Source organism: Massilia niabensis, from assembly GCF_042655085.1.
In the GTDB taxonomy this organism is placed as follows: domain Bacteria; phylum Pseudomonadota; class Gammaproteobacteria; order Burkholderiales; family Burkholderiaceae_D; genus Telluria; species Telluria niabensis.
Map to the genome: position 1 here is coordinate 1 of NZ_JBHSMU010000010.1, position 25524 is coordinate 25524.

Consider the following 25524-nt stretch of genomic DNA (forward strand, 5'->3'; position numbering starts at 1 on the left):
AGCATGCCGCCAGCGTTCAATCTGAGCCAGGATCAAACTCTTCAGTTCAATCTCTGTTTGTCGAAACCAGATTGCTCCGGTTTCGAACCCCTCCCATTGGTCGGGGGTCGCTCACTCAAGATACTGACCGTCACCTCATTGCTGAGATAACGTTTAATACTTTTGTGAACATTTGATAATTTAAGTAATCAAGAACCGAAGTTCCTGGCACCTTCATCAAACGCCCACACTTATCGACTGTTAATTGTTAAAGAACTTGTTCGGTACTGCCTTGCTGTGTTCTGCGAATCGTTTTGTTCGCCAGCAGCAGAGAGATGAGATTATGCAGTGTTTCGCGTTCTTCGTCAACCTCTTTTTACTTCACCCCGCTGTTTGTGGCGCACTTTCGACACACTCAACTACTTGATTTCGTTGACCGTTTCGCAGCACCACTGCAGCAGGAGGCGAATTATAGCGAACCCTCGCGGCAATCCGCAAGTGTCTTTTTTACGACGGAATGCGATTTAAGTTTCCGTACGGCGAGATTTCCGCAGGGTTGCCTCTTTATGCTTTCCGAATGGGAACAATCAAGAACATGAGCAATTGATGCCGCGACGAAAGAAACTGAACGGAATACATGAGAATGTACGATGCGCATCGGTATTCCTTATGGCCTCCTCGCCTTCCCGGAACGCGTGCGTTCGCCATTCCTGCCAGGAGAATCCGCCATGTCCGTTTTGAAGTCCATCACCGCACTCAGCCTGGTCATGCTCGCCCCGGCGGGCAGCGTCCTTGCCCAGGCCGCGCCCGAACCTGCTCCACAGAGCGTCACCGTCACCGGCAAGCGGGTCACGAATAGCGATCCGAGGATGGTTACAGCTGCCAAGAGCGCCGTCCTGTCGCGCAATCTTGCCTCGGGTTGTAACTATATGAGCGCCTACAGCGCTGCCGAGGATGATGTCACCCAAGCCTATATGCGCGACATGGGCATGGAACACAGCTTGTCGAACGAGGTAGAACGTTTCGACGAACGCAGCCCGGACGGGGACGCTTCGACGTCGAGCATTGCCAGCAGCATTCCTAAAGAAGAGGACCCCTCCGTGGAGCGCGCCGCCGGCGGCTGCGGGCCGAGCGACAGGCGTTTCGCGGCGGGCCGCAACCGCATCCTGCGCAAGGACAAGTCCCTGGCCAAAGCCCTGGATGCCTTCGCGGCGCAGGACTACGCGACGGCAAGGGAGCAGGCAAGCATTGCCTGGACCAAGATCGGCTATGACGAAGCGGCGCTGATGCTCGCCCGGATGCACCTGTCCGGCCTGGGCGTGCCGCTTAACACCCCGCAAGCCGTGTCCTGGCTGGAGAAAGCGGCACTGGCCCGTTTCGACCCGATACGCGACCGCGTCGAGTTCAATCCGCAGGATCCGGAAGCGATGACGGCGCGCGTCGAGGCGACCCTCCTGCTGGCCAAGATTTACCTGCGCGGAATCGGGACGGCAAAGGACCCGGCCCAGGCGAGCAAATGGTACGCCAAGGCGGCGGAGATCGGCTTTGTCCCGGCCACGAACACGCTGGGCATGGCGGCGATGAACGGGTTCGGCATGCCCAAGAGCGCACGCAAGGCGGCCGCCTGGTTCAAGGAAGCGGCCGAAGCGGGCTACGCACCTGCGCAGTACAACCTGGCCCGGCTCCATTACATGGGAGAAGATGAGGTCCCGCAGGACCTGAAGCTCGCAGGCGCCTGGTTTGCGGCAGCGGCCAAGTCGGGGCACGCAGGCGCACTGTTTGCGGCCGGACGCATGTACGACCTGGGTGAAGGCGTGCCGGTCGACCAGCAGAAGGCCATCGTCTACTACAAGGAAGCGGCCCTGAGATCGAACGCCGATGCGCAGAGCGCGCTCGCCACCTATTTCTATACGGGCGAAGTGGTGCAGAAAGACCTGGCCACGGCGCGTAAACTCTTCGCGGCCGCAGCCCGGCAGGGTCAGCCCGACGCGATGTTCAACCTGGGGGTGATGACGGCCCAGGGCGAAGCAGGCGTCAAGGACATGGCAACCGCCTACGCCTGGATTACGCTGGCAAAAGGCGCCGGCCACGAAGGCGCCGCGAAGGCGCTCGCGCAACTCGGTCCGATGCTGACGGCAGCCGACCGCGTGCGCGTCGACGCGGTGCTCAAACCGAAGAGCGCCCCGTAAGGAGGGCCGCGTGGGCGCGTCAGCGCTCGCGCAGCTGAATGTGCGTCGGCGCGTCGCGGTCCACTCGCAGCAGGCCGCCCGACTCGAAAAGTTCCGTTACCTGGAGCGTGCTGCGGCGTTGCTCGGCGCCGTCCTTGCCTTTGTCCGCGCCGCGCCGGCCGGGATGGGTGAAGTAGAACAGCCAGGCGCGGTCGCCGCTGACGACGACGTCGGCATGGCCGCCGATGACGGCGTCGTCGACGCCCTGCCCCGGCTGCTCGAGCAGGTTGCCAGCTTGGCGCGCCCAGGTGACGGCGTCCGGCGAACGGTACACGGCCAGCCCGCGCCAGACGTCGGTGATCATCCACCAGGCGCCGCGCCACTGGAAGACCTTCGGCCCTTCGCCGGCCTGGTCGGACACCACGCGGCCCTTTTCGGTCCAGTTGGCCAGGTCCGGGCTGTCGGCGTAGTAGATCGACTTGCGATCGCGCTCGTTGTTGTACCACATGCGCCAGCCACCTCCGAGCAGGCGCGCCACGCCGGCATCGATGACGCGGTCGGAAGCGAGCGTGATTTGCCGGGCATTGCGCCAGGTCCGCAGGTCGCTGCTGGTCAGGTGCACGATCCGGCGCGGGTGCGCCCAATCGGTGAACACGCCCGGCACCACGGTCAGGAACATGTGCCAGGTGCCGTCGTCGGCGCGCACCACGTCCGGCGCCCAGTGGGTCGCCTCGGCCCCGCCAAGTTCCGGCGGCAGCGCGATGTCCGCCGTGCCGGCATACTTCCAGCTCGCGCCCCCGTCGAACGACTCCGCGATCCCGATCCGGGTGCCGTGTACCCAGGAGACGCCCGGCAGGCCGGTCTCCGTGGCGCGGCGGTTGGTATAGAACATCCACCAGCTTCCCCGCGCGGGGTTGCGCACGACGACGGGATCGGCCGCGCCATCGAATACGGGGTCGCGGAACAGCGGCTTGGCGGCGACCTTGCCGAGGGTCGACGGCGACTCGGCACGCTGGCCCTCGGGCGGATTGGCCGGTTCGGCGTGCACCGCCGCGCATGCGCCGGCGAAGGTAATGGCGCAGGCAAGCGCGCGCGGGAAAGCATTCATCGGGAAGCGTCCACCACAAAAAAGAGCGTTATCGAATCCGCAGCGGCATCGATATCGCCGGCGGGGTGGCGCCAGTATCGGGATCGAGCGGCACCGCAGTCAATCCTGTCGGGGCGCACCTACGAAAGAATCATGAAACTGAGTGCATCGAAGACGGACGCCCGATGCCATCGTTCACCGCGGGTCCGCCGCTAACTCCGAAGCGAATGCGACCCCGATATCGTTGCAATACGTCATGATCCATGGCAGCATGAGCCACCTCACTGCTATCGCCCAGCCATGCTCAAATCGCTCCTCGGTGTACTCGATACGGCACGCAACATCCTGTCCCCGGACACTTCCCTGATTCGCCAGGTCGCGGCGCCGCTCGCTCACCTGGACGCCGCGCTGGCAGCGCGCGCCGCCGGCTACCTTGCCGACGGCAGCGACGCCACCGTGCTACTGGACTTGCGCCGCCATGCGCAGGCGGGCGACTTGCTGGGGAAGCCGGGCCGGTTGCGCTGGAACTTCCATGCCGTCCAGGACGACAAGCAGCAGGCCAAGGCGATCGAAGCCGGGATGGCGGCGCGCCATGCCCTGTACCGGCGCATCGAGGCACGGCCGGCCGACATGGCCCTCCTGATGCGCATGGGGCGGCTGCTCGAAGCGGCCGACCAGGGCCAGTCGCTCGACCGCGCCGGCTCGAGCGCGCCCGACTGGCTGGCCTATGTACTGAATGACGCGTTCTGGGCCTGCATGCCGAACGACGGCAGCGCGCGCGATGAAGGCAAGGTCGCAGAGGCGCGTCCCGCCTGGGACATCCGCCTACTGCGCGCGCTGCTGGACGAAGCGGGCCTGCCGCAGGCGATGGCCCTGAATATCGTCTTCGAGCGCCGCGCGATCGATTCGTACTACCAGGACCAGGTCTACCGGCGCCTGCTGGCCGCGGGCCCGCTCGACGACGACATGCTGGCCCGGCCCGACGACGTGGCCTCGGCCGCGCAGACGCTGTCGGCAATCGGCAGGGTCGTGCTGGTCAAGCGCATCGGCGGCGCCGACGCCTTGCGCGCCGCGTATGCCGGCCTGCTGATGCGGCTTGCGGTCAGCGACAGCAAGACGGTGCGCGCCGCCGCCGCGCGCCACCTCGACGCGCTCGACCGCGCCGCCTGCCACGCCGGGCTCGCGGTACTGCTGCGCGAAGGCCAGGGCGAGGAACGGGCGAATGCCGCCGAGTTGCTGGCGCGGGTGCAGGGCGACGCCGCGGGTCCGGTGCTGGAAGCGGCGCTGGCGCAGGAACCGGGCAAAGCCGTGCAGCAGGCGATCCGTCTGGCCCTGTCGCGCATCGGCGCCGCCGCCGACGCCGCGGATATCGGCCTGCCCGACCCGCCGCCCCTGCCCCCATTGCCCGAGGTGACGCTGGCCGACGACGCGGTCGAACTGCTGCTGGCAAACCGCGAGCAGCTGCTCGAGCACCTGCGGCTGGCGGCGGAGGAAGAACAGGAAGAGAACCGCAGCGGCAAACACAAGTACACCTGGCGCGCCAGGCACTACGAGCGCTATCGCCGGCTCGGCACGGGCAAGCTGCGCGACGCCGTGCGCGCCCTCAACGGCGACCGGGACGCCCTGCAGGTCCTGGCGGACGACAACGTCAACGAAACCCTGGGTTATGGCGGCCGGCTCGAAGAACGCGCCGACTTCGGCCTGCTGCAGGCGCTGCGCTGGCACCTGAACTGGGGGTCGGGCTCAGCATGGCTCTGGTCCAGCCCGCGCATCCAGGCCTGGCTGCGGCGCCAGGACCCGTCGCAGGTCGACTTGCGCCATCTGCGCGATGCTGCCGTGCGCTGCGGCGCGCCAGCCGACGCGATTGCGCTGGAGTGCCTGCGCCACACCTGGTCGCCCGGGTCGCTGCCCCAGGCAATCCTGCCGCCCGAGGGGGTCTGGCCTTGCCTGGCCGGCCACCCCGACCTGATCGACGAGGGGCTGGGGATGGCCGCAGCCGAACGGGGACGCTACCAGAATCTCGACCTCGGCCAGACCCTGGCGGTGCTGGGCACCTTCCCGACGGTCCCGGCGCGCTGGCTGCCGCGGGTGCTGGAATTCGCGCTGGGCGAGACCAAACTGCATCGCCAGGCGGCCCAGCGCCTGCTCGGCAAGCTGCCCGATATCGGCAAGCGCGTGGCCGATGCGCTGCAGTCGAACAAGCAGGAACTGCGCATCGAGGCGGCGCGCTGGCTGGCGCGGATGGATTACCGGGCGGCCGTGCCGGCCCTGTACACGGCGCTCGACAAGGAAACCCGCGAACCGGTCAGCGCCGAGCTGATGACGGCACTGGAAATCCTCGGCGAAGACATCACCGCGCGCCTGGCGCCCGAGGCCCTGCTGGCGCAGGCGCTCAAGGGACTGAAGGCGCGGGCACCGGCGGGCCTTGCCTGGCTCAAGCTGGAGCAACTGCCGGCCTGCGCCTGGCAGGATGCGAAAGGGGGCAATGGCGCGGTCGATCCGGAGATAGTGCGCTGGTGGGTCATCCTGGCCGCCAAGCTCAAGGAACCTGCCGCCAACGCCCTGCTGGTGCGCTACCTCGGCCTGCTCGACGCGCCCAGCCGCGCCGCGCTGGGCCGCTTCCTGCTGCACGCGTTCATTGGCCAGGACACAGCCCATCCGCCGCTCGAGGAAGCCATCGCCTGGGCCGGCCAGCATGCGCCCGCACGCTACCAGCAGTTCCAGCAAATGGCGAAGCAGTATCCGGATTACTACACGGAGCTCGGCGAGATGAGCCAGGGCCAGGTATTCGAGCTGGTCAAGCGCGAGAAGCTGGGCGAATACCTGGGCAGCGCGATCGGCGAGAAAGGCATCCTGGCCCTGACCTGCGCGATGCCGGGACACGAAGCGGTGGACGCGATCCGCCAGTACATGCGCGACCATTATCCGCGCCGCGCCCAGATCGAAGCCATGCTGGAGGCGGCCGCCGTATCGGACGATCCTGCCGTCATCCAGTTCGTGCTGAGCATCGCGCGCCGCTACCGCACCGCCTCGGTGCAGCAGAAGGCGCGGGTGCTGGTCGAGCGCATCGCCGAGCGCAACGGCTGGACCGAGGAACAGCTGGCCGACCGCACCATCCCCACCGGCGGCCTCGACGAATCGGGCAGGATGAGTTTCCAGTACGGCGCGCGCGAACTGTCGGTGGTCCTGGACGACAAGCTCAAGATCGTGCTGCAGAACGCCGAGGGCAAGGCGATCGCCGCCCTGCCCGCCGCGCGCCAGAACGATGCGCCGGAAGCGATCAAGGAAGGCAAGCAGCTGTTCACCTCCTGCAAGAAGGAAGTCAAGCAGGTGCTCGACATGCAGACGGCGCGCCTGTACGAGGCGATGTGCGCAAGCCGGGCCTGGCCGGCCGCCGAGTGGACCGAATACGTGCGGCGCCATCCGATCGTCGGCCGCCTGGCGCAGAGGCTGGCCTGGACCCGCCTGGCCGCGGACGGCAGCATCTCCGGGCTGTTCCGCCCGACCGAAGACGGCAGCCTGATCGATGCCGAAGACGAGGAAGTGAGCCTGGACGAAAAGGAACGCATCGGCCTTGCCCACGCCTCGCTGCTGGACGAGGAGCAGGTGCGCGCCTGGCTGGCGCACTTCAAGGACTACAAGGTGGCGCCGCTGTTCTCCCAGCTGACACGGCGCGGCCCGGTGCTGGCGGACCCGGCGGCGCAGGAGATCGACGACCGCCTCGGCTGGACGAGCGACACCTTCACCCTGCGCGGCGCCTTCAACAAGCTGGGCTACCAGCGCGGCTCGGCCGAGGATGGCGGCGTGTTCATGGAATACACCAGGGACTTCGCCAACGCCGGGCTGCAGGTGCGGATCGAATTTTCCGGCAGCTCCCTGCCCGAGGAAAACATGCCGGCCGCGCTGAAGACCCTGGAGTTTGTCCGCATCGGTACGGGGCGCGGCTTCGGCATGCACAGGGGCGGCAGCGTCGCACTGGGCAAGGTGCCGCCGGTGCTGCTGGCCGAGGCGTATTGCGACTACCACGCCGTGGCCGCCGCCTGCCAGGGCTTCGACCCGGACTGGGAACGCAAGATGCCCTGGTAAGCGCCAGGGTTCATGGGACAACGGGACGATATACAGATGACGACCATGCGCGAGAACGCCGCAACCCTGCGCAGCAGCGCCGAAATCCGCTACAGCGATGAACTCGGGCGCCTGCGCGCGGCCGACCGCGACCCGCGTCCCGAGGGCTGGGTGCTGTCGCCGCGCGCGGTGCGGCGCTTCATCCTGGGCGACCCGGCGCTGGCGGTCAGCCGCAAGTTCTACGGCGACGACCCGCTGGTCGACCGCGCCATCGTGACCCTGATGGGCCACCAGGGCCTGATGCTCGTCGGCGAGCCCGGCACCGCCAAGTCGCTGCTGTCCGAGCTGCTGGCCACGGCGATCAGCGGCGACTCGGCGCTGACGATCCAGGGCGCGGCCGGCACCACCGAGGACCACATCCGCTATGCCTGGAACTACGCGCTGCTGCTGGCCGAAGGGCCGAGCGAGCGCGCGCTGGTGCCCTCGCCGATGTACCGCGCCATGGTCGCGGGCAAACTGGTGCGCTTCGAGGAGATCACGCGCTGCCCGCCCGAGATCCAGGACACCTTGATCTCGCTGCTGTCGGAAAAGCACATCATGGTGTCCGAGCTGGGCGAAGGCGCACGGGTGCACGCGCGGCGCGGCTTCAACGTGATTGCGACGGCCAACCTGCGCGACCGCGGGGTGCACGAGATGTCCTCAGCGCTGAAGCGCCGTTTCAACTTCGAGACCGTGCGCCCGATCCGCGACCACGCCTTCGAGGTCGAGCTGGTGCTGGCCCAGGTGCAGCGCGAACTCGACGGCGCCGCCATCGGCGCGCGCGTCGAGCCGGACGTGGTAGGCCTGCTGGTGACGGTGTTCCAGGAACTGCGCGCCGGCAGCACGCGCGAAGGCACGCCGCTCAAGACGCTCGACGCCGTCATGTCGACCGCGGAAGCGGTGAACGTGGTGCACGCAGCGGCCCTCGAGGCGACCTTCCTCGGCAACGGCCGGGTCACGCCGCGCGAGGTGGCCAACCAGATGCAGGGCGTGCTGCTGAAGGACAGCGCCGACGACGTCAAGCGCGTCCAGCACTATTTCGATACCGTGGTGCGCGAGCGCGGCCGCCGCGACGGCGCCTGGAAGGCCTTCGGCGACGCCGCGCGCAGCCTGTGGGCATGAACGCGGGCGCGCCCGCCGGCACCCTGCCGCCGCAGGTGCGCGAAGGCCTGGCGCGCATGGAGATGGACGGGGTGCACTTTGCGCCCGTGCGCCACCACAGCCCGGCCTGCGCGCTGGCGCTGCAGGCGATGGTGCGCGAGTTGCGGCCGGCCGCGATCCTGGTCGAGGGCCCGGACAGCTTCGACGCCCTGCTGCCGCTCCTGCATGACGAACGCACGCGCCCGCCGGTCGCCATCCTGTCCCAGGCCGATGGCGCAGCGGGCATGCGCAGCGCCTTCTTTCCCTTCTGCGACTACAGCCCCGAGTGGGTGGCGCTGCGGCTGGCGCGCGAGAGCGGGGCCGAATTCGCCTTCATCGACCTCGCCTGGCAGGCGCGCGGCGCGGACGACGGCGAGGACGACGGCGAGGACGCGGCGGTGGACGAGCAGGCCCGCAGCCTGATGGCCGAACGCTACCTGGCCCACAGCGCCTACCTGGCAGCGCTCGCGCGCGCCAGCGGCTGCCGCAGCCAGGACGAACTCTGGGACCACCTGTTCGAGCTGCGCCCCCCAAGCGCACTGCGCGACTGGCGCACGCTGTTCGGCGACATCTTTGCCTACTGCGCCCTGGCGCGCACGGACTACGAAGCCGAGGTGCTGGAAGCCGACGGCAGCCTGGCGCGCGAGCGCCACATGGCCAACCATGTCCGGCGCAGGCACAGCGCGCTGCGGGCGGCCGGCAACAGCGGCGCCATCGTCGTGGTCAGCGGCGGCTTTCACACGCTCGCCCTGCAGCAGATGCTGGCGGCGCCCGCGCCCGCTCCCGCACCCGGACAGCACGGGCGAGCCGCGGGCGCGGGCGACTGGCTGATCCGCTACAGTTTCGACCGGCTCGACGCGCTCAACGGTTATGCCGCCGGCATGACTTCCCCCGCCTGGCACCAATGGGTCTGGGACAGCGCCCAGGCCGGGCCCGAAGGCCCGCATCTCGACCGGGTGGCGGCCGACGCGCTGGCACGCTTCGCGCGCCAGGGGCGCGAGCGCGGCCTGCTGCAGCTGTCGACCGCCGACGTGCAGGCAGGCGTGCTGCAGGCGCTGCGCCTGGCCGCCCTGCGCGGGCACGCCGGCCCGGGCCGCGAGGACGTGCTCGACGCGCTGCGCTCGTGCTTCGTCAAGGACGCGATCGACGAGGGCACGGCCGGCCTGGCGCAGGACCTGCGCAGCTTCCTCGGCGGCACGGCGCTGGGCGACATCCCGCCGTCGGCCGGCTCCCCGCCCCTGCTCGAGGATGCGCGCCGGCGCGCCCTGGCCCAGCGCGTGCGCCTCGACGACAGCGCGCCGCGTACCGTCCGCCTCGACCTGTACCGCAAGGAAGGGCATCGCGTGCGCAGCCGCTTCCTGCATTTGATGGACTACCTCGGCACGGGCCTGGGGCGGTGGCAGGGCGGCCCCGACTTCCTCGCCGGCATACGCCTGGAGCTGCTGGTCGAGGAGTGGACGGTCGCCTGGACGCCGCTGGTCGAGGCGCGCCTGATCGAGCTGGCGACCGACGGCGCCACCTTGCCTGAAGTGGCCCTGGCGCGGCTGCGGCGCGAGGAAGCGGCCCTGGCGGACCAGGGACAGGGGCGCTGCGCCGGCGCCGCCGTCAAGCTGCTGACCCGCGCCTGCCTGGTCGGGCTGCAGCCGCGCCTGCCGCACCTGCTGGACCTGCTCGCGCGCCACCTGGCGGAAGACCCGGACATCGCTTCGGTAACCAGCTGCGCGCACCAGCTCCTGAGCCTGTGGCGCGCACGCGAGCCGCTGGGCGTGCAGGACGACGCCGGCGTGCACGCGCTGCTGCAGCTGGCCTGGGCGTCGAGCCTGGCCCTGCTGCCCGGCCTGGCGGCGGTCAAGCCGGAACAGGAGGCGGCCGCGGTGCGCACCTTAATCGACCTGCGCGCGATCGGGCTGGCGCTGGCCGATCCGGCACAGGAGGAGGCTTGGACCACGGCGCTCGGCCGGCTGGCGGCCGCTCCCGGGGTACCGGGCATCGGGCTGGCCGCCGGCGCCCTGCTGTTCCTGGGCGGCGCCTGGAGCGGCGCGCAGCTGACGTCCGTGCTGGGCGCCCATTTCGGGCCGGGCGCCGAACCGGGCGGCGCCGTGCGCGCGCTCGGCGGCCTGATGGCGGCCGCCCCCGAACTGCTGCTGACCCAACCCGGCCTGCAGGCGGACCTGGACCGCATCATGGCCGGCTGGGACGAAGCGGCCTTCCTCGCCTACCTGCCCGACCTGCGCCTGGCTTTTGCCCAGCTCAAGCCGCCGGAGACCGCGCGCCTGGCCGAAGCGCTGGCGCGCACCCACGCCGGGCTGGACGAAGCGCTCTCCACGGTCCAGTACGGCATGTCGGAGGACGACATGGCGGCCGGCGCCGCGCTGCAGGCGGCACTGGCGCAGTGCCTGGCGCGCGACGGATTAAGTGAGTGGGCAGATGAGTGGCTCGCGGGAGCGGCGCCATGAGCGGCCAGGACGCGGCGCGGCGCTGGCGCCTGGTACTCGGCCGCTATGCCGGCGACACCCTCGGCCAGGATGCGCTGGACGCGCGCGACCGCGAGCTCGACGCCTCGCTCGACTACCTGTACGGGCGCGAGTACGACGGCAAGGTCCGCTCCCGGGGCGGCGCGCGCGGAGCCGGACTGGACCCGAGCCAGATCCAGGCCCTCGACTGGCTCGAGCGCAGCCGCAAACTGTTCCCGCGCGAGGTATTCGAGCGCGTGCAGTCCCATGCGCTCGAGCGCTACGCCATGCGCGAACTGCTCGACGATCCGGCCACCCTGCTCTCTTTGGAACCGAACCAGGCGCTGGTGCGCACGCTGCTGCGAATGCGCGGCCGCATGAACGCCGCGACGCTGGACGCGGTGCGCAGCGTGATCCGCAAGGTGGTCGACGAGATCACGCGCACGCTGCGGCGCGACTTCGTCAATGCCCTGCAGGGGCGCCGCAACCGTTTTCGCCAGTCGGCGCTGCGCAGCGCGCAGAACTTCGACTGGCGCGCCACCATCGACGCCAACCTCAAGCACTACGACCCGGTGCGGCGCCAGCTGCTGATCGAGCGGCCGCGCTTCAATGCCCGCGTCAAGCGCCAGTTGCCGTGGGACGTGATCCTGTGCGTGGACCAGAGCGGCTCGATGCTCGACTCGGTCATGTACAGCGCGATCGTCGCCGGTATCCTGTCGAGCCTGCCGGCGGTGCGGGTGCGCCTGGTCGTGTTCGACACCAATGTGGTCGACCTGAGCCACCTGGCGCACGACCCGGTGCAGGTGCTGCTGACGGTCCAGCTAGGCGGCGGCACCGATATCGGCCGCGCGATGCAGTACTGCGAAAGCCTGGTGCAGTCGCCGCAGCGCACCGTGCTGGCCCTGGTCAGCGATTTCATGGAGGGGAGCGCGCCCGGTGCGCTGCTGGCCAGCGTGCGGCGCCTGGCCGAAGCGCGCGTCAGGCTGCTGGGACTGGCGGCGCTCGACCAGGACGCCCAGCCCGTGTACGACCGCGCGATGGCGCAGCGCCTGGCCGACCGCGGCATGCAGGTGGCGGCGCTCACGCCCACCCATTTCGCGCAGTGGCTGGCCGAGGTCATGGCATGAGCGGGAACGGCGTCCGTGGCCCCGCCGACTGGCATCGCGCCTGGGGCAACTACGACGACGAGGCACTGGCCGCGCTGGCCAGCACCGGCCTGCTGCGGCGCGCCGGCAAGGATGTCGAGGCCGGCAAGGTAGGCTGGCATCCCGACGGCGGCGCCGCGGCCGGCCTGGTCGCGGCGGACGGCCAGCGGGTCGAGCTGGCCATCCAGGGACCGGGCGGCGCGCGCTGCGATTGCCCGGCGCCCGGCATCTGCAAGCACATCCTCGCCGCCGCGCTCTGGCTGCGCGCGCCGGCCGCCACCGATGCGCCGGCCGCAGCGGCCACTGAAGGGGCTACCGAAGCGGGCCAGGCGGGCGTCCTCGACGAGGTGCTGGCGCTGGACCAGGACGCGCTGTTCAAGGCTGCCGGCACCGCTGCCGTGCGCAAGGCCGCCGGCATGCTCGCCGGTCTGGGCAGGGTCGATATCGCGGAACAGGGCGCGGTGCTGGTCATCGCCATTCCCGAGCTGGACCTGGTGTGCCGCTATGTTGCCGGGACCGGCTACGAAGGGATGGTGTCGGGCGCCGCCCCGCGCCTGGCCAAGGCCCTGCACCTGCTGGCGCTGGCCGCGGTCTGGCATGCGCATGGGCGCGTCCTCCCCTGGCCGGCGCAGGCGGGCACCGCCCCGTCCGATGCGGACACAACCCCATCCACCGGCGGCGTAAGCGCGGAGGAACGGCGCTTCCTGCTGCACGCCCGCGCCCTGGTGCACGAAACCTGCGCCGCCGGCTGGTCGCACGTGAGCGACATCGCCGCCCCGCAATTGCGCGCGCTGGCCACCTCGGCCCGGGTCGAGTCCTTCCCGCGCCTGGCGGGCCTGCTGCGCGGCCTGGCCGGGATCGCCGACCTGCTCGCCGCGCGCGATTTCGGCGCCGACGAAGCGCAGGCATTGCAGCTTGCCGCGCAGGCCCATGCGCTGATCCATGCCCTGGGCGCCCCGGCAGCGCAGGCCGACCCGGCGCTGCTGGCGCGCCTGCGCGGCACCGCCCGGCGCAGTTTCGAGGCCGGCGCCACCCTCGAACTCCTGCCGCTTGGTTCTTACTGGTGGGAGGCCCGCAGCGGCGCCCGGGGACTGACGAGCGCGTTCTGGGACCCGCAAGCGGGCCAGGTACGGCAGGCCGTGCTGGCGCGCCGCGACGACAGCGATCCCGGGTTCAGCAAGGACGGCGCGTGGGCCCGCCACAGCCTGTGGCCCGGCGCCGGAGCAGCCGCCGCGCTCGCCGGCAAGGCACTGGTGCTCGAAGAACCGCGCCTGGCCGAGGATGGGCGCCTGGGCACCGGCGGCGCGACGCGGGCCAGTACGCAGCCGGCCTGGCTGCTGCGCGACAGCCGCTGGCAGGAAGCGGGATTCGACGACTGGAGCGCCTTGCGCGAGGCAATCGCCGGCACGGCCGGCCTGCTCGGCGAGCCGCTGGACATGGTGCTGCTGCGCCCCGCCGCCTGCGAGCAGCCGCAGCTCGACGAGGCCGCCCAGCAGCTCACCTGGCGCATCCGCGACCGCGCCGGGCGTTCGCTCACGCTGCGCCTGCCCTACGAAGCGTGGAAGGCCGCGCGCCTGGACAATGTCGAGGCCTGGGCCGCATCAGGCGATACGATCGCCGGCGTCGGCGCGCGCCTGGAGCGCGGCGGCCAGGGGCTGCTCGAACCCGTGACCCTGCTGGTCGGGCGCGACGCCAGGGTGCACCCGGTCTCGCTCGACTTCGAGGCCGGCCAGGCGCGGCCCATGCTGGCGACGCGCATCAGGCGCATGCTGCGCGGCCGCACCGCCCCCGCAGCGGCTCCCGCCGTGCGCGGCCACGGGCGCGTCGTGCACGCCCTGCTGGCGCAACTCGAGCGCAAGGCGATGAGCGGCCACCTGCACCTGGCGCGCCGCGACGACGAGCTGCATGCGCTGCGCCCGACCCTGCTGGCGCTCGGTCTGGACGGACTGGCGCACCTGCTGGCGCGCTACTTGGCCGCGCCCGACGTCGGCCGGGCCCTGGCCCTGTATCACGCCGGCCAGACCTGCCTGGAACTCGATACCGGCTTCCTGTAGCAGGACGGCGGGCCGGCCCGAATCACAGCACGATGATCACGGCACGATGATCACAGCATGATGGCGAGCTGCGCGTCCTGTCCCTTGCGCGCCGGGACCGTCACTTCCAGCAGCTTGTGCCGGGCATTCCAGCGGCTGGCCGCGGCGCGGCCATCGATCGTGACCGAACGCGGCTTCGCGTGGACGTTGTGCACCTTCAGGCTGAAGCCGCGCTCGGCGGCCGCATAGGCCTTGCCGGTCTCGGTCGCAAAACCGATCTCCAGCCTGCCGCCGACGTATCTGCTGGTAAAGCGCACGATCTCGTATTTGCCCTGTTCGAAAGCGCCGGCGGTTTCGCCGTCGTCGTCGTAGAGCTTGCCGTTCGATGCGGCCACCGAGGCGTCGTGGTAATAGTTGAGGTCGATCTGGCGGCCCGTATAGTCGCGCGTGGTCTGCACCACCTTCGCCATCGGCACGAAGGCACCGGCACGCACGAACACCGGGATATGCGCTTCTTCCGGCTTGACCACTTCCAGCACGCCGCCGCGATGCTTGTCGCCGGTGTAGAAGTCGAACCAGACACTGCCGCTGTTCGGGAAATACACTTCCCGGCGCGTGGCGCCCGGCTCGACCACCGGCGCGACCAGGAAGTCCGGGCCCCAGAGGTAGGTGCCGGCGCGCTCGAACGGCTTGCCCGGATCGGCCTCGACGAACATCAGCGGACGCATCAGCGGCATGCCGGTCTGGCTGTTGTCGAAGGCGATCGTGTAGTTGTAGGGGAGCATCGCGTAGCGCAGCCACACCGCCGCGCGCGCCAGCACCTTGGCGCGCGGCGAGCGGAACACCGGCTCCGGCGCCACCTCTTCCTGCGCGTGCGGACGGAACACGGGCTGGAATACGCCGTACTGCAGCCAGCGCACGTACAGCTCGTCATCGAGCACCGCGCCGGCAAAGCCACCGAGGTCCGAATGCATGTAGGCCAGGCCCTGCATGCCCATCTGGAGCGAGATCTCCATCTGCGACTGCAGGCCGCCCCAGCTGCGGCTGACGTCGCCCGACCACGGAATCATGCCGAAGCGCTGCGAACCCGAATAGCCGGCGCGCATGAGGATGAACGGGCGCTCGTTCGGGAACTCCTTGCCATAACCTTCAGCGATCAGGCGCGCCCAATCGTGGCCGTAGATGTTGTGGACCTTGCTTGCTGCGCCGTTGGCGTGCTGCAGCGCGGCCGGGTGCACTTCCGGTTCGCCCAGGTCGCCCCACCAGCCGCTCACGCCGCCCGCCTTCAGCTTGCGATAGATGTCCCAGAGCCAGTTGCGGCCTTCCGGCTTGTACAGGTCGATCAGGCCGGTGTTCCCGAAATAGAAATCGTAGGTGTACGGTTTGCCGCTCGTATCGAGCGCGAGCACCTTCCCGTCGACCGCTTCCTGCCAGCGTTTGGAGGTGGTCAGGACAAACGGTTCGCTGATGACGACGGTCTTGACGCCTTTCTGCTTGAAGTCGGCCATCATCTTCTCGGCGTTCGGGAAGGTATCGCGGTCCCAGTCGAGGTTGCCCATCGTGCCCTTGACCTCCTTGCCGAACCAGTACAGGTCGAGCACGACGGCGTCGAGCGGAATCTTCTCAGCGATGAAGCTGTCGACCACGGCGCGTGTCTCGGCTTCGCTGCGGTAGCCGAAGCGGCTCGCGAAATTGCCGAAGGCCCAGCGCGGCGGCAGCGGCTGGCGTCCGGTCAGGCCGGTGTAGCCCGCCATGACCTCGTCCCAGCTGTCGCCGGCGACGACCTGGTAGGTCTTGCGTCCACCGCCCACCTCATAGCGCAGGGTGCCGTCCTTGCGGCTGTCGAAATCGAGCCAGCCGGTCTGCGGATTGTCGAAGTGGATCGCATACTTTTTCGAGGACAGCGCCACCGGGATCGTGTAGTTCAGCAGTTCCGAACGATCGCCGTAGCCGTAATGGGCCTTGTTGTAGAGCTCGAAGCGGTGGCCGCGGCGGTTCATGCCGACCGCGCGCGCACCGGCGCCGTACAGCGCCTCGCCATCCTCGAGCGCGAACTCGATCGTTTCCATGTCCCTGGCAGCTTTTTTAGCTTCATAGCCGCGCTTCTCGGCCACCAGCGGCTTGCCCCTGTAGGCATAGCTGATCCTGAACGGCTGCCTGTCGATGGTGACGGTGATGCCGGGGGTGGCGAAGCTCAGGCGCGCGCCCTCGTCCTTGAGCGTGACCGGCACCTGGCCTGGGGCCAGGATCACGGCGTGCGAGGCCGGATCGAGACGTTCGCCGGTGGGGATGAAGGTGGTCTCGACGATGTTGCTCGAGTAGGGCTTGACCAGGTAGCGGCCGTCGCTGGTGGCGATTTCCAGGGTGTTGCCGTTTTGCGTGACGCCCTGGAGCTTGCGGTCGGCGTTCTGGGCGCCGGCATGCGGCGTCGCGGCCATGCATAGCGCCAAACCCAGGGCCAGGCCGCCAATCGTTGCTTTTGTCATTTCTTGTTTGTCTTTATGGGAATCGGGTGGCCGCTGGTGTCCGATGGCGGCCGCAGCCGGATTATAGCTGCCGGCTGTGCCGGTTCCCGAAGTCCCGCAACACCTCGCGCGCGGCGTTATGCCCCGGCGCGCCGGTGACGCCGCCGCCTGGATGGGTGCCCGATCCGCAGGTGTACAGGCCCGCGATTGGCCCCCGGTAGTCCGCATGGCCGAGCATCGGGCGCGCCGCGAACAACTGGTCGAGCCCGAGCGCGCCGTGGAAGATGTCGCCGCCGACCAGGCCGAAGGTGCGCTCCAGGTCCAGCGGGCTCATGATCTGCCGGCCGAGCACGGCGCGCTTGAAGTTGGGCGCGTAGCGGTCGACCGTATCGATCATCAGGTCGGCGACCGTTTCGCGGTGCATGTCCCAGCTCGCGCCGTCCGGCAGCTGGGGCGCGACATGCTGGCAGAACAGGCTGGCGACGTGCCGGCCGGCCGGGGCCAGCGTCGGGTCGAGCGTGGACGGAATCAGCACCTCGACGATCGGCTCGCGCGACCAGCCATGGGTGCGGGCGTCGTGGTAGGCCCGCTCCATGTACCCCAGGCTGGGCGCGATGATGATGCCGCTGCCGTGATGTTCAGCCGCCTCTCGGCCGGGAAGGCAGCTGAAGCTGGGCAGCTCCGCCAGCGCCACATTCATGCGGAAGGTCCCGGAACCGCAGCGCCAGGCCTGCATGCGGCGCAGGAAATCCGCCGGCAGCGCGCCCGGGTCGACCAGTTTTGTATATAACAGGCGCGGATTCAGGTTCGACACGACCACGCGGGCGTCGATGCGTTCGCCCTTCGTGGTGACGACGCCGGTGGCGCGCCCCCTCGAGAGCAGCACCTGGTCCACCGGGCAGCCGGTCCTGATCTCGACGCCCAGGCTTTGTACGGCCTTGGCCATCGCCTGCGTGATCGCGCCCATCCCGCCGATGGCGTGCCCCCACGCGCCCTTCTTGCCGTTGACTTCACCGAACACATGATGCAGCAGCACGTAGGCCGATCCGGGCGAGTACGGGCTGGCGTAATTGCCGACCACGCTGTCGAAGCCATAGGCCGCCTTGATCGGCGCGCTCTCAAACCAGCCATCGAGGTAGTCCCCCGCCGACTTGGTAAACAGGTCGAACAGTTCGCGCTGGCTTGATACCGACAGTTTGCGCATCCGGTTGCCCAGCTTGCCTGCCTTGATGAGCTCGGGCAGCGCGGCGAGCCAGTTGCCCTGCACCCGGTTCGGCGGGGTCTGCAGCACGAGGTCGCGCAGCAGGTCCGCTGCGCTGCCCAAGTAGCTGTGAAAGGCATCGAGCCGGTCGGCATCGCGCTGCGAGAAACGGGCTACTTCATCGAAGGTCTTGCCGGCGCCGAGCTTCAGGTAACGGGTGTCGTCCAGCGGCAGGAAATTCGACAGCGGCCGCTCGACGATGCGCAGGCCCTGCCCGGCCAGGTCCATGTCATGGATAACCTTGGGGTTGAGCAGGGAGACCGTGTAGGCGGCCACCGAGTTGCGAAAACCGGGGTGGAATTCTTCGGTGACCGCCGCGCCGCCGACGACGCCGCGCGCCTCCAGCAGCGTGACCTTCAAACCGGCCCTGGCCAGGTAAAAGGCGCATACCAGGCCGTTGTGGCCGGCTCCGACGATGACGACGTCCCGCATCTGCTTCCTCCCCCGGATAACACATGCATTGTGCGCCAGGGCCGGCGAAATTGCACCTGCCAGAATGCGCAGGTTCGCCCCTCACTCCAGGGCGCGGTTGCGCGATTCCACGTCGACGCACATGATCGCGATGGCGCCGATGACGAGTAAAGCGGCCAGCATCACCAGGGACAGCGTGAACTGCGTCGCCATCACCGGCGCCACGATCATGGGGGCGAACAGGCCGCCGAAGCGCGCGATCGCCCCCGCCATGCCCATGCCGCTGGCGCGCAGGTCGGTCGGGTAGACCTCGGGCGTGAAGGCGTACAGCGCGCCCCAGGTGCCGAGCAGCGCAAAGCTCATCAGCAAGGTCGAGCCCACCACGACGGCGGTCGCGTTGCCGAAGCTGTAGAGCATGCAGCCCAGGGCGCTCAGCAACAGGAAGCCGACCAGGGTCGGTTTGCGCCCCCAGCGCTCCACCCCATAGGCTGACAGGGCGAAACCGGGCAGCTGCACGACGGCCAGCAGGATCAGGAATTCCTGGCCGCGCATGAAGCCGAAGCCCTCGGCACTCAGCTTTACGGGCAGGTAGACGAACACGCCGTAGTAGGCGATCGAGATCAGCGCCCAGGCCACGCACAGGGCGATGCTGCGGCGCCGCAGCGCGCCCGCAAACAGCGCGGACAGCGGCTTTTTCACGGCGATTTCCGGCTCCAGCGGCGGGATCGTCACCTTGCGGCCGTTGACTTCGGCGACGCGCTGCAGCACCGCACGCGCCTCTGCCGGCTTGCCGCTGCGGTTGAGGTACATCGGCGACTCGGGCACGAAGTAGCGCAGTACGACGCCAATCAGGGCAGGCAGGCCGGTGACGAAGAAGATGACGCGCCAGGCATCGTCTCCCCAGCGCAGGGCGACCAGGGCCAGCACGGCGAGCAGGATGGTGCCGACGGCCCAGAAGGATTCGAGCAGCACCAGCCAGCGCCCGCGCCGGTCGCTCGGCAGGAATTCGGCCATCATGGTGTAGTCGACCGGGAGCGTGCCGCCGACCCCGATGCCGGTCGCGAAGCGGAACACGAGCAGCCACGTAAAATCAGGGGCAAACGCCGAGGCCACGCCGAAGCAGGCATCGATCACGACCGCGGCCATCAGCACCGGGCGGCGTCCGATGCGGTCGGCCAGGCGGCCGAACACGAAGGCGCCGACCAGCATCCCGATGAAGAAGAGCGTCCCGGTCTGCAGCGCCTGTGGCATCGCGATCCCGAAGGTCCTGGCGATCGACGGCGCGCTGAAGCCGATCGACAGCACCTGCATGGCGTCGGCCATCCATACCAGGCCGAAAATCAGGAACAGGCGGTACTGGAATTTCCCCACGCCTGCCGCCTGAATGCCCTGCTCCACCGTGATCGGCAATGTGGACATTGTGTTTTCCTCCAAAATTGACTGTCTCCCGTCGATTTTGCAGAAAAGAACCGTTGAGAACCGTGCAATGGGAGACACAGGCTGGACAAAAAGCGTGCAATTTTGCGCTCAGAGGCCAAAAACCTTCAACACCCCGTCGGTCAGGCCTTCCAGCCCCCGTTTGACCCGGCCACCCTTGCCTGTGGCATCGGTTGTTTCGTCATGCACGTAAATGCCGTGGTCGCCTTCGAAGCGGTCGTAGAACAAATCCGTCTGGCCCTGCAGGTAAGGCAGGAAGGGAGCGCTGCGCCGCGTGGAATACGCCACATCGCTTGAAAATCCCAGGGTTGCCGTTTGCCTGATCAGGTGGCCGCCGTCGGCTTGCCGGACACGCACGCCACGCCGGCCTTGCAGGATCAGGATGACCGGGCCGCGGATCACGAAATAACGCAATTGCAGGGTCAGCCAGGCATGCAGGCTCGCCAGGCGCCAGTGTTGCTCGACCAGGAGCGGCGCGCCCTGGTCGCACACCAGGCCGACCAGGGCGCGCGGCTGGAACACCAGGGCCGACGCTGGCGGGACGCGGACCAGCGCCAGTTCGCCCACCCCGCCATCGCCGGCCGACAGAACGACGGGCTCCTCGCCCGTGCGGGTCCGCACACAGGTGAGCAGGACCATGCCCGACACCAGGCTGGTCCACGGGCGGCCATGCAACAACCAGCGTGTTGTCTTCGCCGCGGCGACCGGCGTGCCCTGCAAGTAGCGCGGCAGGACCAGCAATTCTTCGTGCGGACGGAGCCGGATCGTTTGCGATGCGGCGGAGGCTGACACCGCCTCGGGGGGCCCGCTGCGCTGGCCCGGCACTGGACTGTCGAGGCGCACCGGGGGCCGCCGGGTGACCAGCGGAGCCAGCACAAAATACAGGAAGGCCCGCAGCCCGAACTTTCCGGCAAGGGCGATCAGCAGCAAGCCGGCTGCCACAGGAAGGGCCTGCAAAAGCAGCCCGGAAATACGGGACACCGGGTGCATGGTGACGGCGCTTTCCAACTCGTCCACCAGCGCGTCGAGCGGCTGAACGGCGCGGTCCAGCGCCGGCGCGTCAAGCGAAAACGGCACCAGCTGCTTTGGCACTTCCATTCGGTCGAGTGCGGCCTTTTGCGCGTTGCAGGCCGCGGCGGCGCGCTGCTCGTCCATGCGCCGTGCGGCGACATCACTGAGGAGCTGGTTCAGCACCGGCCCCCGCAACAGCTTGATCTCCATGCGCCGCTGATCGAGGTAGCCAAGCTGGGCGACCTGCAACTGTTTCTGGCGGTAGGCCTGATCGATGGCGATGTGCACTCTGTGCAGCCGTTCCAGTTCGCGCTGCGCCGCGGCGCGGCCTTCGATCATCACCAGATGCGCCCGCACCTGCTGGAGGTAGGCGAGTTCCTGCGCCGCCAGCTCGCGCGTGAGCGCCGTCTCGTAGTGCGAGGCCAGCCGTTCGGCGTACCGGGCCGGACCGGTGCGCAACAAGGCATACGGGTCGAAGTCACCTTGCGCCGGATTCGTACGCAGTTCGCGCGCCAGCGCCCCGATACGCCGGTCCACCGCCGCAAGGGGTTGTTGTGTGGCGCCGCCCAGTCGTTCCGCCAGGTTTCCTGCCTGCCGTTCCCGGTAGCTTGCAACGTCCACCTGCACCCGGCGCAGCGTCTCCAGATCGCCGCGCGACACGATCACATCGCGAATCGCGTCGTAGGCGAAGGTACCCGCCACAAGCACCGCCGCAACCATGAATACGGACAGCACATAAAAAACGATGGTCCGAATGAGTGGCTTGATGGCGGATTGCACGCTGAAGTCTGTGAGTAGTGGAAAACGACCAGCCATTCTACCCAAGGAACAGCCCGCCGGCGCGGGCCTGTCCGGAAGCGTCCCTTATGGCGCAGCGCTCGACGGCGCTGCCTGCGGCCCGCAGCTGGGCCCCGCAGTCACCGGCCGGCCATCCTCCCAGTCGAGCCGGTCGATGCACATGCGGCGCGTCGTCTGGGCCACATCCCAGGCGTGGTAGACGATCCAGGTCTGGCTGCCGTCCGGCGAGGTGGTGAAGGAATTATGGCCGGGGCCGATCACCGCACCGGGGCGGCTGCGCATCAGCAGCGCTTCCTGCCCGCCTTCGGGAAGACGATACGGGCCGAGCGGATGGTCGGCTACCACGTAGCTGACGCCGTAGTTCTCTCGCTCCCAGGCGCCGCCGCTGTAGAAGCAGTAGATCTGGTTGCCGTGCACCAGCACTGATGCGCCCTCCACCGTGTGCCAGTCATGGACTGCACCGTACATCGTGCGTCCCTTGCGGAACACATGCCAGTCCTGGTGCGGGCGCACCACGACCCGCGGCGCGCTGGCGAGCGTCGTCATGTCCAGCAGGCGGTCGACCACGATGCCGGTGCCGACCAGGTGCTCGCCGGACTCCTCGAGGAAGTCGACGCAGTAGAACAGGTACCACTGGCCGTCAGTGTGCCGGTACGGGTGGGCGTCGATCGAGAACGGCTGGTCCGGGACCAGGACGCTGCCGGCATCGACGAACGGGCCTGCCGGGTGCCCGGCGACGGCCACGCGCAACCGCTGGTCCGTGCCCTCGTCCGCCGAGCCCGACGAGTAGTACATGTAGAAACGGCCTTCGTGGAACGCTACCTCGGGCGCCCAGTAGTGCTTCGCGCCGTTCGGCAGGAGCGCGTGGCCCAGCGGCTCCCAGTCGACCAGGTCGGGCGAGCGCAGCACCGGCACCTGCCGCCCGTCCGCGCCGCCCGGCCCGGTGCCATAAGCGTAGTACATGCCCTCGTGTTTCAACACGAAGGGGTCGGCCATGGTGTCGGGGTACACCGGATTCTGGTAAGTGCGCTGCATCGTGTCTCCTGTTAAGTCCAATAACCAAACACGCTGGAGCTATCCGAATCCCTCATGGCACCCGCGACAGGGGTTCGGCGGTGCTGTCGACCCATCCCGGCGCGAACACCTGGCCCTCTTCGTCGAACAGGAAGGCGCGGGTCGCCGGGAACACCAGTTCGACCCGGGCGCCCAGGCTGGGCGGCGCGGTATCGGCATCGCATTTGACCGCTACCATCTCGCCGGCCCCTTCGACCTGGGCGTAGACCAGGGTCACGTCGCCCAGGTACTCGACCAGGGCCACCGTGGCGCCGATGCCGTCGCCATGTGCGTGGCGGGCGATCTGCAGGTGCTCGGGCCGCACGCCGAGCGTCACGCGCGCGCCGGTTGCGGCCCGCCCGACGTCGGCGGCCACCTGGACCCGTGCGCCGCCGGCCAGCTGCACGCTGGCGCAGGGGTACAAGTCGTCGCCCTCCCCGGAGAGAATCGCATTAAAGAAGTTCATGCGCGGCGAGCCCAGGAAACCGGCGACGAATTTGTTGGCCGGGCGCTCGTACAGGTCGAAGGGCGTGCCGACCTGCTCGATGCGCCCACCGTTCAGGACCACGATCCGCGTACCGAGGGTCATCGCTTCGACCTGGTCGTGGGTCACGTAGATCATCGTGCTTTTCAGTTCCCGGTGCAGGCGCGCCAGCTCCACGCGGGTCTGGCCGCGCAGCGCGGCATCGAGGTTCGACAGCGGCTCGTCGAACAGGAAGACCTCGGGTTTGCGCACGATCGCGCGGCCGATCGCCACCCGCTGGCGCTGGCCGCCGGAAAGCGCCTTGGGCTTGCGGTCGAGCAGGTGCCCGATCTGCAGGATCGCGGCCGCGCGCCCTACCCGCTCGGCAATCTCCGCCTTCGGCACCTTGGCCAGCTTGAGGGCGAAGCCCATGTTCTCGAACACGCTCATGTGCGGGTACAGCGCATAGCTCTGGAACACCATCGCGATGCCGCGCTGGGCCGGCTCGATCGTGTTGCTGACGCGCCCGCCAATTTCCAGCGTGCCCTCGGTAATGTCCTCCAGCCCGGCGATGATGCGCAGCAGGGTCGACTTGCCGCAGCCCGAGGGGCCGACGAAGACGACGAATTCGCCATCCTCGATGGCCAGGTCGATTCCCTTGATGACGCTGTTGCTCTCGAACTGCTTCCTGATGCCGCGAAGGGTGACCGATGCCATGTATTGCTCCTGAAAACTGCTCCTGAATAGTCAAGCTTTGAGTCCACTGGTAGCCAGGAAACCTTGGGTCACCCGGCGCTGGAAGACTGCATACGCCAGCCCGACCGGCAGCGCGCCCAGCAGGGCTGCCGCCATCAGCTGGGCGTAGCGCACGCCAAAGGCGTCGTAGGTCTGGGTCAGGCCGAGCGGGATCGTCATCATCTCGTTCGAGGTCACGATGATGAAGGGCCAAAGGAAGTTGTTCCAGGCGCCGATGAAGGTGACGATCGCCATCGCCCAGACGATGTTGCCCGATAGCGGCAGGTAGACGCTCCACAGCACGCGCAGCGGACTGGCGCCGTCCATCACGGCCGCTTCGCGAAAGTCCGCCGGGACCTGGTCGAAGAACTGCTTGAACACATAGATCACGACCGGCGACACCACCTGCGGCAGCACCAGCCCGGCATAGCTGTTGATCATCCCGAGCTGGTGCATGGTGCGAAACAGCGGCACCAGCAGCGCCTCGAAGGGCAGCAAAAAGGCCAGCATCGCCAGGCCGAACAGGAGCGAACGCCCGCGAAAGCGCAGCTGGGAAAAAGCGTAGGCCGAGCTCAAGCTGATCGCCATCGTCACCACGGTCACGAGCGTGGCCACCAGCGCGCTGTTGAACAGCCAGAGCGGCAGGTTGCCGGCGCCGAGCGTCTTGCGGAAGGCGTCCAGGGTCCAGGTCTGGGGCAGCCAGTGGAAGGTGGCGGACACGGTCTCGTGTTCGGGCCGCAGCGCGGTCGACACCGCCCACAGCAAGGGGAACATCCACAGCGCGGCGAGCACCACGGCCGAGGCGACGGCGGCGACGCTCCACCAGAGTTGGGAGCGATTTTTCATCCGGCCCTCCTGGCGACCATCCTCGCCAGCAGCGACAAGGCGATGACGACGAACATGAACGCCATCGCGATCGCGGCCGCGTAGCCAGCGTCGCTCTGGGTAAAGGCGGTTTCGTACATATAGTGCAGGGTCACGCGGCTGGTGTTGTACGGCCCGCCGCTGGTGAGGATATAGGTCTGGCCGAAGACCTTGAGCGACGCGATCAGCTGCAGCAGCAGCGCGGTGCTGAAGACCGGTTTCAGCGCCGGCCAGGTGATCGCCCGGAACAGCGTGAAGCCGCGCGCGCCGTCGAGCGCCGCGGCCTCGTACTGTTCGGCCGGGATGTTACGCAGGCCCGCCAGCAGCATCAGCATGTTGAAGCCCACGGTCCACCAGACGGTGCCGATCGCCACCATCGGCAAGGCCCAGTGGACATCGGCCAGCCAGGCGCGCTGGCCACCGACGAGGTGGTTGATGACGCCCGACGAAGGCTGCAGCATCCAGTCGGCGATCAGGGTCATCACCGAGATCGGCAGCACATAGGGCAGGAAGAAGGCGCCCTGCAGCCAGGATTGGAAGCGTACGAAGCGGTGCACCAGCAGCGCCATCACGAGGCCGAGGCTGGTCAGCGGAATCACGGTCAGCACGGCGAAATAGAAGGTGTTGCCGAGCGAGGCCCAGAACGAGGGGTCCTGCACCAGGGTCGCGTAATTGGCCAGGCCCACGAAGACGCTGGTGCGCGTCAGGCTGCTTTCCGTGAGGCTCAGGTAAAAGGTCTGGAGCGCCGGGCCCAGGAAGAACAGCAGGAAGGCCAGCAGGAAGGGCGCCAGCAGGAGCGCGGCGGGCAGGTTTTCGCCCTGCTTGCCACGCGTGGCGGTGGCCGCCGGCAGCGCGCGTTGGGCATTTAGGGCGTCGTTTACTTTCGCGGCGCGTGTCAAGGTCGGATTCTCCATCAC

The 25524-nt window shown here is 68.5% G+C and carries 15 protein-coding genes; 6 read left to right on the top strand and 9 right to left on the bottom strand.

What is annotated here, in order from left to right; genetic code table 11:
- Nucleotides 1-707: 707 nt before the first annotated feature.
- Entirely contained in the window at nt 708-2168 is a 1461-nt protein-coding gene (locus tag ACFPN5_RS11070) for a tetratricopeptide repeat protein (RefSeq protein WP_379783127.1), read from the top strand.
- Nucleotides 2169-2187: 19 nt separating this feature from the next.
- On the opposite strand, the gene ACFPN5_RS11075 is transcribed toward ACFPN5_RS11070, so the two are convergent.
- Nucleotides 2188-3255 (bottom strand): glycoside hydrolase family protein, encoded by a 1068-nt coding sequence (locus tag ACFPN5_RS11075; RefSeq protein ID WP_379783129.1) that lies wholly within the window; start codon nt 3253-3255, stop codon nt 2188-2190.
- A 279-nt stretch (nt 3256-3534) separates the two neighbouring features.
- Here ACFPN5_RS11075 and ACFPN5_RS11080 point away from each other — a divergent pair, with 279 nt between their 5' ends.
- The 5 genes from ACFPN5_RS11080 to ACFPN5_RS11100 are packed head-to-tail and all read left to right on the top strand — an operon-like array spanning nt 3535 to nt 14130.
- Nucleotides 3535-7320, top strand: coding sequence for a DUF4132 domain-containing protein (locus ACFPN5_RS11080; RefSeq protein ID WP_379783131.1), 3786 nt, complete (start codon nt 3535-3537; stop codon nt 7318-7320).
- Between the two features lie 36 nt (nt 7321-7356).
- The gene (locus ACFPN5_RS11085) at nt 7357-8460 is read left to right on the top strand and encodes an ATP-binding protein (protein ID WP_379783133.1); all 1104 of its coding nucleotides are present in this window, start codon (nt 7357-7359) and stop codon (nt 8458-8460) included.
- Nucleotides 8457-10934: a DUF5682 family protein gene (locus ACFPN5_RS11090; RefSeq protein WP_379783135.1), complete on the top strand. Its 2478-nt coding sequence runs from the start codon at nt 8457-8459 to the stop codon at nt 10932-10934. Before ACFPN5_RS11085 ends, ACFPN5_RS11090 begins: the two co-directional genes overlap by 4 nt.
- Entirely contained in the window at nt 10931-12058 is a 1128-nt protein-coding gene (locus ACFPN5_RS11095; RefSeq protein ID WP_379783137.1) for a VWA domain-containing protein, read from the top strand. Before ACFPN5_RS11090 ends, ACFPN5_RS11095 begins: the two co-directional genes overlap by 4 nt.
- Complete coding sequence (locus ACFPN5_RS11100) at nt 12055-14130, top strand: SWIM zinc finger family protein (RefSeq protein WP_379783139.1); 2076 nt, start codon at nt 12055-12057, stop codon at nt 14128-14130. Before ACFPN5_RS11095 ends, ACFPN5_RS11100 begins: the two co-directional genes overlap by 4 nt.
- A gap of 50 nt (nt 14131-14180) precedes the next feature.
- Here ACFPN5_RS11100 and ACFPN5_RS11105 read toward each other — a convergent pair whose 3' ends face one another.
- The 8 genes from ACFPN5_RS11105 to ACFPN5_RS11140 form a co-directional block, all read right to left on the bottom strand.
- Nucleotides 14181-16595 (bottom strand): glycoside hydrolase family 31 protein, encoded by a 2415-nt coding sequence (locus tag ACFPN5_RS11105; RefSeq protein WP_379783141.1) that lies wholly within the window; start codon nt 16593-16595, stop codon nt 14181-14183.
- Between the two features lie 61 nt (nt 16596-16656).
- Nucleotides 16657-18267, bottom strand: coding sequence for a phytoene desaturase family protein (locus tag ACFPN5_RS11110; RefSeq protein ID WP_379783143.1), 1611 nt, complete (start codon nt 18265-18267; stop codon nt 16657-16659).
- Between the two features lie 81 nt (nt 18268-18348).
- Nucleotides 18349-19665 (bottom strand): MFS transporter, encoded by a 1317-nt coding sequence (locus ACFPN5_RS11115; RefSeq protein WP_379783145.1) that lies wholly within the window; start codon nt 19663-19665, stop codon nt 18349-18351.
- Nucleotides 19666-19773: 108 nt separating this feature from the next.
- Entirely contained in the window at nt 19774-21474 is a 1701-nt protein-coding gene (locus tag ACFPN5_RS11120) for a hypothetical protein (protein WP_379783147.1), read from the bottom strand.
- An 84-nt stretch (nt 21475-21558) separates the two neighbouring features.
- On the bottom strand, nt 21559-22527 hold the full coding sequence (locus tag ACFPN5_RS11125) for a glycoside hydrolase family 43 protein (RefSeq protein WP_379783149.1): 969 nt from the start codon (nt 22525-22527) through the stop codon (nt 21559-21561).
- Between the two features lie 52 nt (nt 22528-22579).
- Nucleotides 22580-23725: an ABC transporter ATP-binding protein gene (locus ACFPN5_RS11130; RefSeq protein ID WP_379783151.1), complete on the bottom strand. Its 1146-nt coding sequence runs from the start codon at nt 23723-23725 to the stop codon at nt 22580-22582.
- Between the two features lie 30 nt (nt 23726-23755).
- Nucleotides 23756-24589: a carbohydrate ABC transporter permease gene (locus tag ACFPN5_RS11135; RefSeq protein ID WP_379783153.1), complete on the bottom strand. Its 834-nt coding sequence runs from the start codon at nt 24587-24589 to the stop codon at nt 23756-23758.
- Nucleotides 24586-25521, bottom strand: coding sequence for a carbohydrate ABC transporter permease (locus ACFPN5_RS11140; protein ID WP_379783155.1), 936 nt, complete (start codon nt 25519-25521; stop codon nt 24586-24588). The genes ACFPN5_RS11135 and ACFPN5_RS11140 overlap by 4 nt, the downstream gene beginning before the upstream one ends.
- Nucleotides 25522-25524: the final 3 nt, after the last annotated feature.

Bases quoted from the DNA above. Each gene is read 5' to 3' on its own strand.
- ACFPN5_RS11070 (WP_379783127.1), top strand. From the start codon at position 708: ATGTCCGTTTTGAAGTCCATCACCGCACTCAGCCTGGTCATGCTCGCC.
- ACFPN5_RS11075 (WP_379783129.1), bottom strand. From the start codon at position 3,255: ATGAATGCTTTCCCGCGCGCGCTTGCCTGCGCCATTACCTTCGCCGGC.
- ACFPN5_RS11080 (WP_379783131.1), top strand. From the start codon at position 3,535: ATGCTCAAATCGCTCCTCGGTGTACTCGATACGGCACGCAACATCCTG.
- ACFPN5_RS11085 (WP_379783133.1), top strand. From the start codon at position 7,357: ATGACGACCATGCGCGAGAACGCCGCAACCCTGCGCAGCAGCGCCGAA.
- ACFPN5_RS11090 (WP_379783135.1), top strand. From the start codon at position 8,457: ATGAACGCGGGCGCGCCCGCCGGCACCCTGCCGCCGCAGGTGCGCGAA.
- ACFPN5_RS11095 (WP_379783137.1), top strand. From the start codon at position 10,931: ATGAGCGGCCAGGACGCGGCGCGGCGCTGGCGCCTGGTACTCGGCCGC.
- ACFPN5_RS11100 (WP_379783139.1), top strand. From the start codon at position 12,055: ATGAGCGGGAACGGCGTCCGTGGCCCCGCCGACTGGCATCGCGCCTGG.
- ACFPN5_RS11105 (WP_379783141.1), bottom strand. From the start codon at position 16,595: ATGACAAAAGCAACGATTGGCGGCCTGGCCCTGGGTTTGGCGCTATGC.
- ACFPN5_RS11110 (WP_379783143.1), bottom strand. From the start codon at position 18,267: ATGCGGGACGTCGTCATCGTCGGAGCCGGCCACAACGGCCTGGTATGC.
- ACFPN5_RS11115 (WP_379783145.1), bottom strand. From the start codon at position 19,665: ATGTCCACATTGCCGATCACGGTGGAGCAGGGCATTCAGGCGGCAGGC.
- ACFPN5_RS11125 (WP_379783149.1), bottom strand. From the start codon at position 22,527: ATGCAGCGCACTTACCAGAATCCGGTGTACCCCGACACCATGGCCGAC.
- ACFPN5_RS11130 (WP_379783151.1), bottom strand. From the start codon at position 23,725: ATGGCATCGGTCACCCTTCGCGGCATCAGGAAGCAGTTCGAGAGCAAC.
- ACFPN5_RS11135 (WP_379783153.1), bottom strand. From the start codon at position 24,589: ATGAAAAATCGCTCCCAACTCTGGTGGAGCGTCGCCGCCGTCGCCTCG.
- ACFPN5_RS11140 (WP_379783155.1), bottom strand. From the start codon at position 25,521: ATGGAGAATCCGACCTTGACACGCGCCGCGAAAGTAAACGACGCCCTA.